Origin of the sequence: Bacillus paramycoides (assembly GCF_038971285.1) — a bacterium.
Taxonomy (GTDB): domain Bacteria; phylum Bacillota; class Bacilli; order Bacillales; family Bacillaceae_G; genus Bacillus_A.
Genome location: NZ_CP152427.1, coordinates 12,501 through 27,500, shown reverse-complemented (window position 1 = coordinate 27,500; position 15,000 = coordinate 12,501). Strand labels below are relative to the sequence as shown.

14 protein-coding genes, 1 tRNA gene, 2 rRNA genes, 1 other RNA gene and 1 other annotated feature (2 of these 19 running past the window's edge) are annotated in these 15,000 nt (G+C 38.9%); of the genes, 4 read left to right on the top strand and 14 right to left on the bottom strand.

What is annotated here, in order from left to right; translation table 11 throughout:
• From recR to tadA, 5 genes are all read right to left on the bottom strand, one after another.
• Positions 1–337 carry the 5' portion of a recombination protein RecR gene (gene recR / locus AAG068_RS00135; protein WP_000559169.1) on the bottom strand. It extends 260 nt beyond the left edge of the window, so 337 of the gene's 597 nt are visible here — the first part of the coding sequence; it begins with the start codon at positions 335–337; the stop codon falls past the left edge of the window.
• Positions 338–351: 14 nt separating this feature from the next.
• Positions 352–678, bottom strand: a complete 327-nt coding sequence (locus AAG068_RS00130) for a YbaB/EbfC family nucleoid-associated protein (protein ID WP_001996460.1) — start codon at positions 676–678, stop codon at positions 352–354.
• A gap of 25 nt (positions 679–703) precedes the next feature.
• Positions 704–2,392: a DNA polymerase III subunit gamma/tau gene (dnaX, locus tag AAG068_RS00125; protein ID WP_342716576.1), complete on the bottom strand. Its 1,689-nt coding sequence runs from the start codon at positions 2,390–2,392 to the stop codon at positions 704–706.
• 132 nt (positions 2,393–2,524) lie between these two features.
• Positions 2,525–2,789, bottom strand: an RNA gene (ffs, locus tag AAG068_RS00120) — signal recognition particle sRNA large type.
• Positions 2,790–2,868: 79 nt separating this feature from the next.
• Positions 2,869–3,369, bottom strand: a complete 501-nt coding sequence (tadA, locus tag AAG068_RS00115) for a tRNA adenosine(34) deaminase TadA (RefSeq protein WP_342716575.1) — start codon at positions 3,367–3,369, stop codon at positions 2,869–2,871.
• A gap of 107 nt (positions 3,370–3,476) precedes the next feature.
• Here tadA and AAG068_RS00110 point away from each other — a divergent pair, with 107 nt between their 5' ends.
• The 3 genes from AAG068_RS00110 to AAG068_RS00100 all read left to right on the top strand — a co-directional run bounded on the left by AAG068_RS00110 (position 3,477) and on the right by AAG068_RS00100 (position 5,448).
• Positions 3,477–4,016 carry an isochorismatase family cysteine hydrolase gene (locus tag AAG068_RS00110; RefSeq protein ID WP_342716574.1) on the top strand — a complete coding sequence of 180 codons (540 nt, stop codon included), beginning with the start codon at positions 3,477–3,479 and terminating at the stop codon, positions 4,014–4,016.
• Between the two features lie 125 nt (positions 4,017–4,141).
• Positions 4,142–4,777: a deoxynucleoside kinase gene (locus AAG068_RS00105; protein ID WP_342716573.1), complete on the top strand. Its 636-nt coding sequence runs from the start codon at positions 4,142–4,144 to the stop codon at positions 4,775–4,777.
• A gap of 2 nt (positions 4,778–4,779) precedes the next feature.
• On the top strand, positions 4,780–5,448 hold the full coding sequence (locus AAG068_RS00100; RefSeq protein WP_001053585.1) for a deoxynucleoside kinase: 669 nt from the start codon (positions 4,780–4,782) through the stop codon (positions 5,446–5,448).
• A gap of 35 nt (positions 5,449–5,483) precedes the next feature.
• Here the strand turns inward: AAG068_RS00100 and AAG068_RS00095 are convergent, their stop codons facing one another.
• From AAG068_RS00095 to guaB, 7 genes are all read right to left on the bottom strand, one after another.
• Entirely contained in the window at positions 5,484–5,876 is a 393-nt protein-coding gene (locus AAG068_RS00095) for a DUF3797 domain-containing protein (RefSeq protein WP_342716567.1), read from the bottom strand.
• 166 nt (positions 5,877–6,042) lie between these two features.
• Positions 6,043–6,135, bottom strand: a tRNA-Ser gene (locus tag AAG068_RS00090).
• Positions 6,136–6,291: 156 nt separating this feature from the next.
• A complete protein-coding gene (serS, locus tag AAG068_RS00085) occupies positions 6,292–7,566 on the bottom strand; it encodes a serine--tRNA ligase (RefSeq protein WP_342716566.1) in 1,275 nt (424 codons plus the stop codon).
• A gap of 51 nt (positions 7,567–7,617) precedes the next feature.
• Positions 7,618–7,839: a binding site (T-box leader), on the bottom strand.
• Positions 7,840–7,893: 54 nt separating this feature from the next.
• Entirely contained in the window at positions 7,894–8,484 is a 591-nt protein-coding gene (gene pdxT / locus AAG068_RS00080; RefSeq protein ID WP_342716565.1) for a pyridoxal 5'-phosphate synthase glutaminase subunit PdxT, read from the bottom strand.
• A gap of 18 nt (positions 8,485–8,502) precedes the next feature.
• The gene (pdxS, locus tag AAG068_RS00075) at positions 8,503–9,390 is read right to left on the bottom strand and encodes a pyridoxal 5'-phosphate synthase lyase subunit PdxS (RefSeq protein ID WP_000186156.1); all 888 of its coding nucleotides are present in this window, start codon (positions 9,388–9,390) and stop codon (positions 8,503–8,505) included.
• 161 nt (positions 9,391–9,551) lie between these two features.
• A complete protein-coding gene (gene dacA, locus AAG068_RS00070) occupies positions 9,552–10,859 on the bottom strand; it encodes a D-alanyl-D-alanine carboxypeptidase DacA (RefSeq protein ID WP_142337670.1) in 1,308 nt (435 codons plus the stop codon).
• 113 nt (positions 10,860–10,972) lie between these two features.
• Complete coding sequence (guaB, locus tag AAG068_RS00065) at positions 10,973–12,436, bottom strand: IMP dehydrogenase (RefSeq protein WP_342716562.1); 1,464 nt, start codon at positions 12,434–12,436, stop codon at positions 10,973–10,975.
• 115 nt (positions 12,437–12,551) lie between these two features.
• On the opposite strand from guaB, the gene AAG068_RS00060 reads away from it, so the two are divergent.
• A complete protein-coding gene (locus AAG068_RS00060; protein ID WP_342716561.1) occupies positions 12,552–13,553 on the top strand; it encodes a YaaC family protein in 1,002 nt (333 codons plus the stop codon).
• 34 nt (positions 13,554–13,587) lie between these two features.
• Here the strand turns inward: AAG068_RS00060 and rrf are convergent.
• Both rrf and AAG068_RS00050 read right to left on the bottom strand, forming a co-directional pair.
• A 5S ribosomal RNA gene (gene rrf / locus AAG068_RS00055) occupies positions 13,588–13,703 on the bottom strand.
• A 49-nt stretch (positions 13,704–13,752) separates the two neighbouring features.
• Positions 13,753–15,000 (bottom strand): 23S ribosomal RNA (locus AAG068_RS00050); it runs 1,674 nt beyond the window's last position.

Genomic DNA, 15,000 nt, shown 5'->3' with positions numbered 1-15,000 from the left:
GAGAAATAGCACCACGTAACACGTGATATACACCTTGGTACTCTTTCATTTTTTCCATCGCGATTACATCTTTCGGTTCTTGTACTACACAAACAACTGATTGATCTCGATGCGAATCGTTACAAATATAACAAGGATCACGGTCAGTAATATGCCCGCACACAGAACAATACGCTAAGTCTCGCTTCGCATTTACAAGTGCTTTTGCAAAACCTAACACATCGTCTTCTTTCATATCTAATACGAAAAATGCCAATCGAACCGCTGTTTTCGGTCCGATTCCTGGCAATTTCATAAAACTATCAATTAGTTTTGATATTGGTTCTGGATAATGCATATATCAATATCCTCCTAGAACATTCCACCCGGTAAGTTTAAGCCTTTTGTAAATTTACCCATTGTAGAATTTGAAAGTTCATCCGCTTTTTTCAGCGCATCGTTCGTTGCAGCTAACACTAAGTCTTGTAACATTTCGATATCTTCTGGATCTACAACTTCTTCTTTCACTTTCACTTCAAGAATTTGCTTATGACCATTTGCAATAACTGTGATCATACCGCCACCAGCTGTACCTTCAACTGTTTTTTCACCAAGTTCTTCTTGCGCTTTTGCCATTTCCTTTTGCATCTTTTGCATTTGTTTCATCATGTTATTCATATTTCCCATTCCGCCACGCATCATAATTAATTCCTCCTAATTATTATTACTCTTTTATTTCAATAAGTTCTTGCCCTACTAATTTTACGGCCTCTTCTATAAGAGAATCCTCTTTTTTCTCTGGGCTTTCTTCAGAAGCTCCGCCTTCACGCTGTAAAAAATCTTCACGGATTTTACCCCATTCACTTTTTGGAATGGCAATCATATTCAATCTTTTACTTAGCAATTCAAATAAAGCTTGCTCCACTGTATCCATAGCTTCTCGATTTTCGCTTGCCATTTTACAGTGAATTTCATATTGAAACGCTAAAACGTAAGTATCATCCGAAGCTGCTACCGGTTCGCTATTTTCTAATAAAACAGCAAACGCTACTTTGTTGTATGCTTTGAGTCTTCCTAACAACTCACCCCATACAGCTTTTAATTGTTCTAAATCTTGACGCTTTGCTTGCTTTAATACTTCATTTACGCGTCCGACAGGAATCTTCATACTTCCTGTCCGTACTGGCTTTGGTGCTGCACGCGTCTCTCTGACTTCCTGCTGCACACCGGCCGGCACACCATTCTTCTTAACTTGTTCTAACTCTTTCTCCAATTGCTGCATCCTGTTCATAATTGCTTGTAAACGATCCGCACCGTTTGCTTGCATCATAAACTGTTGACACAGTTGTACCATAACAACTTCTAAGAAAATTCGAGGATGATTTGTCCACTTCATTTCCTGTTGTGCTTTACTAAGAGTATGAATGATCTCATAGATTACTTCCGGTTGCATTTCTTCACTTAACGTCCGGAATTGCTCATCTACCATTACTCGTTCCAACATATGTTCCAATTGTGGTGAAGTTTGATATAAAAGCATATCACGATAATAGTAAATGAAATCTTCCATAAATCGAACTGGATCTTTCCCTTTACTCATCATCTCATCTATGATACGTAATGCTCTCGATACATCATTTTCACGTATACATTCTACTAAGTTGCCTAAGTATTGCTGAGAAACCGAACCTGTTACAGCTAATACATCTTCTGTCTTAACTGTCTCATCACTATAAGATATTGCCTGATCAATAAGGCTAAGCGCATCACGCATACCACCTTCAGCGGCACGTGCAACAATTTGCAACGCCTCATCTTCTACTTGCGTACCTTCATTGGTCACAACCGTCGATAATCTCTCAACAATATCATTTACTGATATCTTTCGAAATTCGAAACGTTGGCAACGCGAAATAATTGTAGGCGGTATCTTATGTGGTTCTGTTGTCGCTAAAATAAAGATGACATGTCCTGGCGGCTCTTCTAACGTTTTTAAAAGCGCATTGAAGGCACCCATAGAAAGCATGTGAACTTCATCAATAATGTATACTTTATATTCTACAGCACTTGGAGCATATTTTACTTTATCTCTAATATCTCGAATTTCATCTACACCGTTATTTGAAGCCGCATCAATTTCTAATACATCCGAAATAGACCCTTGTGTAATCCCCAAACAAGAAGGACATTCATTACAAGGTTCAGCTACGGGAGCATGTTCACAGTTGATTGCTTTTGCAAATACTTTTGCAATTGTCGTTTTTCCTGTTCCCCTCGGCCCAGAAAATAAATAAGCATGTGAAACTTTCTCTTGAAGAAGGGCATTTTGCAACGTTTTTGTCACGTGCTTTTGACCGACTACATCTTCAAACTTTTGCGGTCTCCATGTTCGGTATAACGCTTGGTATGACACGAAAATACGGCCTCCCTCAAAGGTTATTATCTCATTTATTATAACCCATTCTGTTTATAGATTCCAAAAGTTATTTTCTATACAAAAAACCCACCTTAGTATTAAGGTGAGTTTTGTATACATATATAACTGCCGTGCACCTTCCGTCGATTACGTACCATAAGCGTTACTCAAGCAGTTAGCTCGGTTCAGGCACTCCTGCGGCACACGAGAAGACCCGCTTATTGCTGCTTCCTTCCGGACCTGACAAGGTTCACGGGGTCCCGTTGCGCAGGACCCAAACGTCAACACCACTTACTTAAGGCAGACCTTACAGCAACATAACCTCGAGAAGGGATTCGGCCTCGCTAGAGCGGATTGCGAGTATAGGGCACCGCTACCTCCCCGCTTAGCACGGCAAAGTTAAAACCAATATTCGGTTGCCTTCATTAAAGGCACTATCAGTATAACTTGTTTTTTTATAAAATGCAAATACGTTAATTCTCGTTGCTTTTCTCCAATTTCTTAATCGCTTTTCTTTTTTTACGAAGTTCTCTAAAAAAGTTTGTTAACAGCGTACCGCACTCTTCTTCTAATACACCAGCTACTACTTCACATTGATGATTAAAGCGTTCATCCGTTAAAAGATTCATCAATGTTCCTGCACATCCACCTTTCGGATCGCTTGCACCATATACAACTCGCTTCACTCTTGATAAAACAATTCCACCGGCACACATTGGACAAGGCTCTAATGTTACATATAACGTCGCATCTTCTAAACGCCATGTCCCTAATTTTTTGCACGCTTCATCAATAGCTAACAACTCAGCATGAGCTATTGATCTTTGCTCAGTTTCCCTTAAATTATGAGCAACACTAATAACTTCCCCATTTAATACTATAACTGCACCAATCGGTACTTCTTGTATTGCCTCTGCTTTTTTAGCCTCTTCGATTGCTAACTGCATAAAATAAATATCTTGATCGTGTTCCATAACATAGTCCTTTCATTACAAATAAAGTACACTTATTTCCATTTACTACACATGGGATAACTTTTATAAATTCAATCCACCCTAAGAAAAAAGAGAGGGGATTACATATGAAAAACACTGCCTTACTCATTATCGATATGATTAACGATTTTCAATTTTCACACGGGCCCATCCTAGCCAAAAAATGCGAAATTATAACAAATCCTATTTTACAATTAAAGAAAACAATGAAATCCTTCGGCTACCCCATAATTTATATTAATGACCATTATCAACTTTGGAGATCTGATATCGACCAACTAATTACTCATTGTACAAATGAGTATAGTGAAAATATCATTCATAAAATTGCTCCAAGTTCTGATGATTATATTTTCATTAAACCACATTACTCTGCTTTTTATGAAACACCTTTAAATTCTTTATTAGGCTATCTAAAAATAGAAAATCTAATATTAACAGGCATTGCCGGGAATATATGTATACTCTTTACAGCTAACGATGCTCATATGAGAAATTATACACTGTATGTACCACAGGACTGTATTGCCTCTAATCATGATCAGGATAACGTGCATGCTTTAAAAATAATGGAAGCCACATTAAAAGCAAATATAGTCCCGTCATCTCAAATAAAATTTAATTAATACATATATCTATTTTCTAACTTTTTATAGCAAATTAACCCGCTCGCTTCCCTCTTGTGCTACAATAATTCTGTTTTGTGTTTTTAGTAGCCACGGTAAATTACTGATTGAAAGGAGGAAACAGCGTGACCGGAGTACCATTTATCACGGTTGAAGGACCAATTGGTGTTGGAAAGACTTCACTTGCGAAGGAAATTTCAACTCACATGCAACTCCACTTACTGAAAGAGATTGTTGATGAAAACCCCTTTTTAGGAAAGTTCTATGAAGACATCGACGAATGGAGTTTTCAAACAGAGATGTTCTTTCTTTGTAATAGATACAAACAATTAGAAGATATTAACATAAAGTATTTGAATCAAAGGAAGCCAGTAGTAGCGGATTATCATATATTTAAAAATGTAATTTTCGCATCCCGTACATTAAAAGATTCTCAATATGACAAGTACATGCAAATCTACCGTATCCTTACGCAAGATATGCCTGTGCCAAATGTTATCGTTTATTTAACAGCTAGCCTAAAAACATTACAAAAGCGAATCGCAATGCGCGGAAGAGAATTCGAAAAAAATATGGATCCAAATTACTTACTACAGCTCACAAAAGATTACGAAACAGCAATGGAGTCTTTTAAAAAAGATCATCCAGATATCCCAGTATTGAAATTTAACGGAGACGATATGGATTTTGTAAAAAATCCTGAAGATTTAAACGTCATCCTATCTGCCCTTCAAAATACTCTCTTAAAGGAGTCGAAATAATAATGAATTTAAGGCAAAAATATGATATACCAAATGACGCAGTAATCACTATCGCTGGAACAGTAGGTGTTGGTAAATCTACTATGACAACTGCATTAGCTAACGCTTTAGGTTATCGAACATCATTTGAAAAGGTAGATTCCAACCCGTATTTGGACAAGTTCTATGCTGATTTCACGCGCTGGAGCTTCCACTTGCAAGTATACTTTTTAGCAGAACGATTTAAAGAACAAAAAAGAATTTTTGAATACGGTGGCGGTTTTGTTCAAGATCGCTCTATCTATGAAGACACTGGCATTTTCGCAAAAATGCATCATGAAAAAGGAACAATGACGGAAACTGATTATGAAACATACAAAGGTTTATTTGACGCTATGGTCATGACTCCTTACTTCCCTCATCCAGATTTACTAATTTACTTAGAAGGTTCTTTCGATGATATCGTTGATCGTATCCAAGAACGTGGACGTCCGATGGAACAGCAAACACCAATCGAGTATTGGAAAGAGATGCATGGGCGTTACGAAAACTGGATTAATAACTTTAATTCATGCCCTGTTTTACGATTAAACATTAATGAATACGATATTTTAAAAGATGGCGATTCCATTGAACCAATCATTAAAAAAATTGGCCATTTTTTAAAACAAACACGTAAACTTGTAAAATAAAAAACCCGTGCTTACGCACGGGTTTTTCTATTAAATTACTTCTTTTTTGTTGGAGCAATAATTTCACTCTCAGTTTTTCCAGCGTTAATACGCTGACGAACAGTACTCGTACTAATATCGTACGCTTCAGCAATCTCTTTAACAGTCATTTCTTTCCCGTTAATTACCGCTGTTAATACTTTACCTGTACGTTTTGGAGCTGCTTCTTTCTTTACAGCTTCTTTTTTAACCTTTTTTGGTGCCTCTACTTTTGCTGCGGTTTGCTTTACATCGCAAGTGCAACCACAAAGTTTACGGAATGTATCATCGCTAATAATGCGTGATACATTTGCACCACTGTTTAAAATTCTATTGTTCTTACAGACAGGACATTGTACATAATATAAAGTTTTTCCATCTAAAGGAAATGTTTGTATAATAAGATCCATGTTGACTCCTTTCATATCTATGAAGATAATCATCGGAATATGAGTGTGTAATAAGGACAATATATCCTTACACCATACTTTATGATTGGTTTTAAAATAAAAACTCGTTACGTGTTGGTAACGAGTTCTCCAATCTCCACTTATATGCGCTGTTGTCAATTATATCTGGAGGAGGTAGAGGGATTCGAACCCCCGCGCGACTCTCGCCGCCTGTCGGTTTTCAAGACCGATCCCTTCAGCCAGACTTGGGTATACCTCCATATTGACATCAAATATAATATCAAAAGAAAAACAGTTAGTCAACCCTACTAAAATAAATTATGAGGAAAGGAAAATTTTACTTTTCCTCTCCTACATTATAGTACTGACAACGCTCATAATTACCAATCACTCATACCGATGAATGTTTATAAATTTACTTAATAACTGTTTTTCCTCCCATATAAGGGCGAAGAACTTCTGGAATTATAATTGTACCATCTTCTTGTTGGTAGTTCTCTAAAATAGCTGCAACCGTACGTCCAATTGCAAGACCAGATCCATTTAATGTATGAACATGTTCTGGTTTGCCATTTGGCTCACGACGGAAACGGATATTTGCACGTCTCGCTTGGAAAGCCTCAAAATTACTACAAGAAGAAATTTCACGATATGTGCCATAGCTTGGAATCCATACTTCAATATCGTATTTCTTCGCTGCTGTAAATCCTAAATCGCCTGTGCACATGCTCATAACGCGATATGGCAACTCTAATAATTGTAACACGCGTTCTGCATCATTTGTTAGTTTTTCTAACTCTTCATAAGAATCTTCTGGTTTTACGAACTTTACAAGCTCTACTTTATTGAACTGATGCTGACGAATTAAGCCACGTGTATCGCGTCCAGCTGAACCTGCTTCAGAACGGAAGCAAGAGCTAAATGCAGCATATCTTATAGGCAATTGCTCTTTACTTAAGATTTCATCACGGTGCATATTCGTTACAGGTACTTCAGCTGTTGGAATTAAGAAGTAATCTTCACTTTCAATACGGAATGCATCTTCTTCAAACTTCGGAAGTTGTCCTGTTCCTGTCATGCTTGCACGGTTTACCATATACGGAGGTAATACTTCTTCATATCCGTGCTCATCAGTATGAAGGTCAAGCATAAAGCTAATTAAAGCACGCTCTAATCTTGCACCAGCACCTTTGTAGAATACGAAGCGGCTTCCTGTTACTTTCCCAGCACGCTCAAAGTCTAGAATCCCTAAATCTGTAGCAAGGTCCCAATGTGGTTTTGGTTCAAAAGCAAACTCTTTTACTTCTCCCCAAGTACGTGCTACTACATTATCATCCTCTGTTTCACCAACTGGAGCAGATTCATGAGGAATATTTGGAATAGATAACATTAATCTTTCTAGATTTTCTTCAACTGTACGAAGTTCATTATCAAGATCTTTTACTTTTTCCCCAACTTCACGCATTTCTAGAATTAAGGCTTCTGCATCTTTCTTTTCGCGCTTCAATACAGAGATTTGTTGAGATACTTCGTTACGTTTACTTTTCAGTTCCTCTGTTTGAACAAGTAGTTCTCTTCTTCTCGTATCCAACTCTTCAAAGCGACCGAAATCAGTTAAATCCTCGCCTCTATGCTGTAACTTTGCTTTTACTTCTTCAAAATTTGTACGTAGAAATTTAATATCAAGCATTATATACTCCTCCTTTTATTTTATAAAACACAAAAAACTCCCGTCCCTATATAAAGGGACGGGAGTTAACCCGCGTTGCCACCCTAGTTGAAAGCATTACCGCCTTCCTCTCAAGTAGAAATAACGGCTCTTCACCGGGAATGTTTACTAATCATACAGATATTCCACATTCCATTCCAGGATGGATTCACAAACTGTTCCTATCGATTTCCACCAACCATCGACTCTCTATAAGAAACGACATTTGTTACTACTTCCTATCAACACGCTTATTTTATAAAATTGTTACCATCAATTTACTATAATCTTATACAAGTTGCAAGTTACTTATACAACTTTTTTCATTTTCGCTTCTTTTACCATTTCTACAAAGTATGCTGTTACACGATGATCGTCTGTTAATTCCGGATGGAAAGAAGCAGCTAAAAACGGCCCTTGCCTTACCGCTACCATTCGATCGCCATGTGTAGAAAGTACCTCAACATCATCCGCTATATTTACAACATATGGGGCACGAATAAATACGCCAACAAAATCCTCTCCCACACCTTCAATAGAAAGTGCAGCTTCGAAGCTGTCTTTTTGACGTCCGAACGCATTGCGCTCAACTGTAATATCCATAGCACCAATATGCGCTTCTTCATAGCCAATAAGTGTTTTTGCAAGAAGAATCATTCCTGCACATGTACCAAACATTGGTTTACCAGACTTCGCAAATGTACGAAGTGGTTCCATGAAAGCATACTTATCAATAAGACGGCGCATTGTTGTGCTTTCACCGCCTGGTAAAATAAGACCATCAACTTCTTCAAGTTGTTCTATACGCTTTACAACAACAGCCTCGGCACCACTTGCTTCAACTGATTTTACATGCTCACGAACTGCACCTTGAAGACCTAGTACACCGATTTTCACCATTTTAAAGTTCTCCTTCAATTACCATCCACGCTCTTGCATGCGTTGTTCTGGTAATAACGTTGAAATTTCGATACCTTTCATCGCATTACCTAATCCTTTAGAAAGGCTTGCAATTAATTCATAATCTTCATAATGAGTTGTTGCTTCAACGATTGCACGTGCAAATTTCGCCGGATTCTCTGATTTGAAGATACCAGATCCAACAAATACACCATCCGCACCCAATTGCATCATTAACGCTGCATCTGCTGGTGTTGCTACACCACCTGCTGCAAAGTTTACAACCGGTAAGCGACCAAGGCGTTTAATCTCAAGTAATACTTCATAAGGAGCACCAGTATTTTTTGCATATGTCATTAACTCATCTTCACGTAGACTTGCAACTTGACGGATTTCTGCATTGACTTGGCGCATATGACGCACTGCCTCTACAATGTTTCCTGTTCCTGGTTCGCCTTTTGTACGAAGCATAGATGCACCTTCTGCAATACGACGTGCAGCTTCTCCGATATCACGGCAACCACATACAAACGGAACTGTGTAATCACGTTTATTTAAATGGTATACTTCATCGGCAGGAGTTAGTACTTCACTCTCATCGATATAGTCTACCCCTAATGATTCTAATACACGTGCTTCTACAAGGTGACCGATACGGCATTTTGCCATAACCGGAATTGACACAGCACCCATAACTTCTTCAACGATTGTTGGGTCTGCCATACGAGAAACGCCACCTGCTGCACGAATATCTGCTGGTACGCGCTCTAATGCCATAACAGCAACTGCGCCTGCCTCTTCTGCAATTTTTGCTTGTTCAGCGTTAATTACGTCCATAATAACGCCGCCTTTTTGCATTTCTGCCATTCCACGTTTTACACGTTCTGTCCCTGTTACATTTGTCATGTTACAAAAACCCCCCTAGGTGAATTGCTTTTCCCCGTTAAAGGCGAAAATTAAGAATACTCTTACATTCTACCACTAACTATCAGATGCTTGTCTACTACTTTTTCATAAAGTCGGTATGAAAAATAGGAATAAGAAAAAGCCCCTACAATGAGGAGCTTTTAAAACCAACCTTTTACTGTATCAACAGCACTATTCCATATACCACTAAAGAAAGAACCAATTCCACGCATAGAACGAGTAAACCAATTCGCTTCTTCTACTGCAGATGTTGTTACAAGGTCTATTTGTAATGACTTACCAGATAAAAATCCAGGATCATTCGCATCTTTTGGTGTGATTACCATTTGGCCAAGTGCAGCTCCTTTTTTAATAGGTGCTTCTTGTCCTTTACTTGCTTCTTTTAATTCTGTTTTATAAACATCTTTACTTCCTTTTGGCACTGGAAGCGAAACAGCTCGTTTTGTTTGAACTGCTACATCTTTATCTTTAGCATTTTCTACTCGAACCGTTTCTTGTCCTTTTACTGAAGAACCTTTTTTATACATTTGCTTCATTTCAAAGTTAGCAAATCCATAATCATATAGCTTCTTTGTTTCATCAAAACGTGCTGTATGAGAACTTGTTTTAATAACTACAGAAATAAAGCGCATACCGTTTCTTTCAACCGTACCGGTGAAGCAATCTCCTGCTTCTGGAGTTGAGCCTGTTTTCAGGCCATCTACGCCATCATATTCTTTAACTAAGCCCTTTAACATCCAGTTCCAGTTCGACATTGCAAACTTCTCTTTTTCTGGACGAAATTCTTTTTTCGGGATTTTTGCTGTATCTAACACTTTTGGATAATCTTTAATTAAATGTTGTGCTAAAGTCGCAACATCCTTTGCAGACATTTTATTTTCTTCATCCGCTGTTGTTCCTTCAGGATGCATTCCCTTTAAATCTTTATTCGTTAAACCTGTAGAATTGACAAATTTATAATTTTTCAATCCTAGTTCTTTCGATTTATCATTCATCATTTTTACGAAGTCTACTTCTTTACCTGCAATTGCTTCTGCTAATGCAATTGTTGCACCATTCGCAGAAAAGATTGCCATTGCCTCGTATAGCTCTTTCACTGTATAAGAGCCGCCATTTTCTAATGCAACATTTGATAATGAAGCATCTTGTGAAACTTTATACGCATATTCAGAAACCTTAATTTTTTGATCCCACTTAAGTTTTCCTTTATCCACCGCTTCATGAACTAAATATTCACTCATCATTTTTGTCATACTAGCAATTGATAATAATTCGTCTGCATTCTTTTGATATAAAATTTTCCCAGAATTCGCTTCAACTAAAATTGCTGCACCTGCTTCAATATTTAAAGCAGATCCTGTTTCTGCTGATGCGTTGCTATATGGTAACAACATACTACAAGCTAGTGTAAGCATTGTTACTAGCGCAACGAATCTTTTGCAAAACATACCTTTCACTTTTGCTACCCCCAATATCTATGTACTCACATAACCGTTATTCTAACATAATCAAAAAAAAATAGACAGAGATATCAAATCTCCGTCTATTTGTATATGAGACATTATAATGAGTAGTTTGGAGCTTCTTTTGTAATTTGTACGTGATGAGGATGGCTTTCACGTAAACCAGCACCTGACATGCGAATGAACTGTGCATTCTCACGTAAAAATTCTAAATCTTGTGCTCCGCAATATCCCATACCTGCACGTAATCCACCAACTAATTGGTGAACTGTATCTGCTAAAGGTCCTTTATATGGTACTCGGCCTTCAATACCTTCTGGAACAAGTTTTTTATTTCCTTCTTGGAAGTAACGATCTTTACTTCCTTTTTCCATTGCTCCGACAGAACCCATACCACGATATACTTTAAATTGACGACCTTGGTAAATTTCAGTTTCACCAGGACTTTCAGCAACACCAGCAAACATACTACCTAGCATAACAACGTGTGCTCCTGCTGCTAAAGCTTTAACCATGTCACCAGAGTACTTAACACCACCGTCAGCAATAACTGGGATACCGTATTTACGAGCCTCTGTTGCACAATCATAAACCGCTGTTAATTGTGGTACACCAACGCCGGCTACAACACGTGTTGTACAGATAGAACCTGGTCCAATACCAACTTTCACTACGTTTGCACCTGCTTCAATTAATGCCTTTGTTGCTTCAGCAGTAGCAACATTTCCAGCGATAATATTTAGTGACGGATACTTTGCACGAACTTCTTTTACTTTATCAATAACACCTTGAGAATGTCCGTGAGCTGTATCAAGTACGATTGCATCTACGCTAGCTTTTACTAATGCGTCAATACGAAGCATTGCATCAGCCGTTACACCAACTGCCGCTCCAACTAATAAGCGTCCTTGCTTATCTTTTGCGGAATTTGGGAATTCAATTACTTTTTCAATATCTTTGATTGTAATAAGCCCTTGTAATACACCGTTGTTATCAACAAGAGGGAGTTTTTCAATTTTATACTTTTGTAGGATCTTTTCAGCTTCTTCTAGCGTTGTACCAACTGGAGCTGTAATTAGCTGTTCTTTTGTCATTACGTCGGAAATTTTGATTGAGTAGTCTTGGATAAAACGCATATCACGGTTTGTAATAATACCGACTAATTTTCGCTCGTCTAAATTATTTACAACCGGTACACCTGAGATACGGTATTTTCCCATAAGATGCTCTGCATCATACACTTGATGTTCTGGAGTTAAAAAGAATGGATCTGAAATAACGCCACTTTCAGAACGTTTTACTTTATCAACTTGCTCAGCTTGTTGTTCAATAGACATGTTTTTATGGATAATTCCTAAACCGCCTTGACGGGCCATTGCTATAGCCATATCCGCTTCTGTTACTGTATCCATTCCTGCACTAATTAACGGGATGTTTAACTGTAAGCTTTCAGATAAAACTGTTTTAACACTTACTTCTCTTGGTAGTACATCTGACTTTGCTGGTACAAGTAATACGTCATCAAAAGTCAAACCTTCTTTAACAAATTTAGATTCCCACATAATTGTTCCCCCCATGATACCAGAAATTATTATTAGTAGCTTATCAATTGGTTAAAATACTGTCAAGGACGTATATATATGTTAGAATTTTTAGATAATAAAAGGAGCGTAATATATGCATCAATCACATTGTACTTGGCAGCAATTAAGTTTCTTCTTTTCATCTCAAAATGTACAACGTTATCTTGCCCGTTGTTATGAAAAATCCTCCATACAAAATGCTGAAAAAAAAAGTTTCGAAAACTGTTATCCCTTTATTTATTACTTAGAGCACGGGAAAAACTATTATGAATTATATAAGGTAGCACCCTTTTCGATCCAGCCAATGCTATTATTTTATGGAATGAGCCAACTTTTTAAAGCTTGCTTACTAACTATTGACCCTAACTATCCAGAATCCACTACAGTTTTAGCTCATGGTGTTACGACACGTAAACGAAAAAAACAGGGATATCAATTTTTAGAAGATGAGGTGAAGGTGCAAAAAAATGGATTATTTACTCATGTTGCAGAACAGCTGTTTCACATGAAACACTTAGAATCAGAGAAGTTTAATATGTTGGATTTAATGGGGAATATTCCTGAATTACAAAACTTATTTCGCCATAGTCAACGAGGTACTACTTTATATAAAATTGATTCAGTAAATACAAATGAACTTTCCTTTTCGGTCAGCATACTAGATCGGCTTCATATGACTGCAGAAAGATTTTCACGTTACATTGAATCAACTTGTAAGCATCTATCCATGCAACATGTCCCTGGGAAAACGAGCAAATCGAATTTACTTTTTACAGCTCCTATCCGATCATGGAATCCTATATATAGCACACCCTTATACTACGAATACCTTGCTGATACTTATTACTTACCACTTACAACTGACCCTAGAAATCCTAAGCCTGTATTACCCGAACTTCTTGTGCATTATTTATTGCTCTACAATTTAAGTATGATTTCTAGATACGAAACAGATTGGTGGTATGATTTACTTGGAAGCTATAGCTCTGAAGATTACCCATTTATTTATCAATTCCTTACTATTTCTGCTCAAAAAATCCCTTACTATATTTCTTCCTTTTTACTCGCAGAACCGAACCTATTTCATGGGAAATAAAAAAACACAAGTCAAAAGACTTGTGTTTTTAGTTGCTTGGCGACGTCCTACTCTCACAGGGACAAGGTCCCAACTACCATCGGCGCTAGAGAGCTTAACTTCCGTGTTCGGTATGGGAACGGGTGTGACCTCTCTGCCATCATCACCAAACTATGAAGGCATATTCCTTCAAAACTAGATAACATTTGCTACATATTATATGGTTAAGTCCTCGATCTATTAGTATTCGTCAGCTCCACATGTCACCATGCTTCCACCTCGAACCTATCAACCTGATCATCTTTCAGGGATCTTACTAGCTTACGCTATGGGAAATCTCATCTTGAGGGGGGCTTCATGCTTAGATGCTTTCAGCACTTATCCCTTCCGCACATAGCTACCCAGCTATGCCCTTGGCAGAACAACTGGTACACCAGCGGTGCGTCCATCCCGGTCCTCTCGTACTAAGGACAGCTCCTCTCAAATTTCCTACGCCCACGACGGATAGGGACCGAACTGTCTCACGACGTTCTGAACCCAGCTCGCGTACCGCTTTAATGGGCGAACAGCCCAACCCTTGGGACCGACTACAGCCCCAGGATGCGATGAGCCGACATCGAGGTGCCAAACCTCCCCGTCGATGTGGACTCTTGGGGGAGATAAGCCTGTTATCCCCGGGGTAGCTTTTATCCGTTGAGCGATGGCCCTTCCATGCGGAACCACCGGATCACTAAGCCCGACTTTCGTCCCTGCTCGACTTGTAGGTCTCGCAGTCAAGCTCCCTTATGCCTTTGCACTCTACGAATGATTTCCAACCATTCTGAGGGAACCTTTGGGCGCCTCCGTTACACTTTAGGAGGCGACCGCCCCAGTCAAACTGCCCACCTGACACTGTCTCCCGGGTCGATAAGACCCGTAGGTTAGAATTTCAATACAGTCAGGGCGGTATCCCACCAGCGCCTCCACCGAAGCTAGCGCTCCGGTTTCAAAGGCTCCCGCCTATCCTGTACAAACTGTACCAAAATTCAATATCAGGCTACAGTAAAGCTCCACGGGGTCTTTCCGTCCTGTCGCGGGTAACCTGCATCTTCACAGGTACTATAATTTCACCGAGTCTCTGGTTGAGACAGTGCCCAAATCGTTACACCTTTCGTGCGGGTCGGAACTTACCCGACAAGGAATTTCGCTACCTTAGGACCGTTATAGTTACGGCCGCCGTTTACTGGGGCTTCAGTTCAGAGCTTCGCTTACGCTAACCCCTCTCCTTAACCTTCCAGCACCGGGCAGGTGTCACCCCCTATACTTCGCCTTACGGCTTCGCAGAGAGCTGTGTTTTTGCTAAACAGTCGCTTGGGCCTATTCACTGCGGCTTTCCGTTAAGAAAGCACCCCTTCTCCCGAAGTTACGGGGTCATTTTGCCGAGTTCCTTAACCAGAGTTCTCTCGCACACCTTAGGATTCTCTCCTCG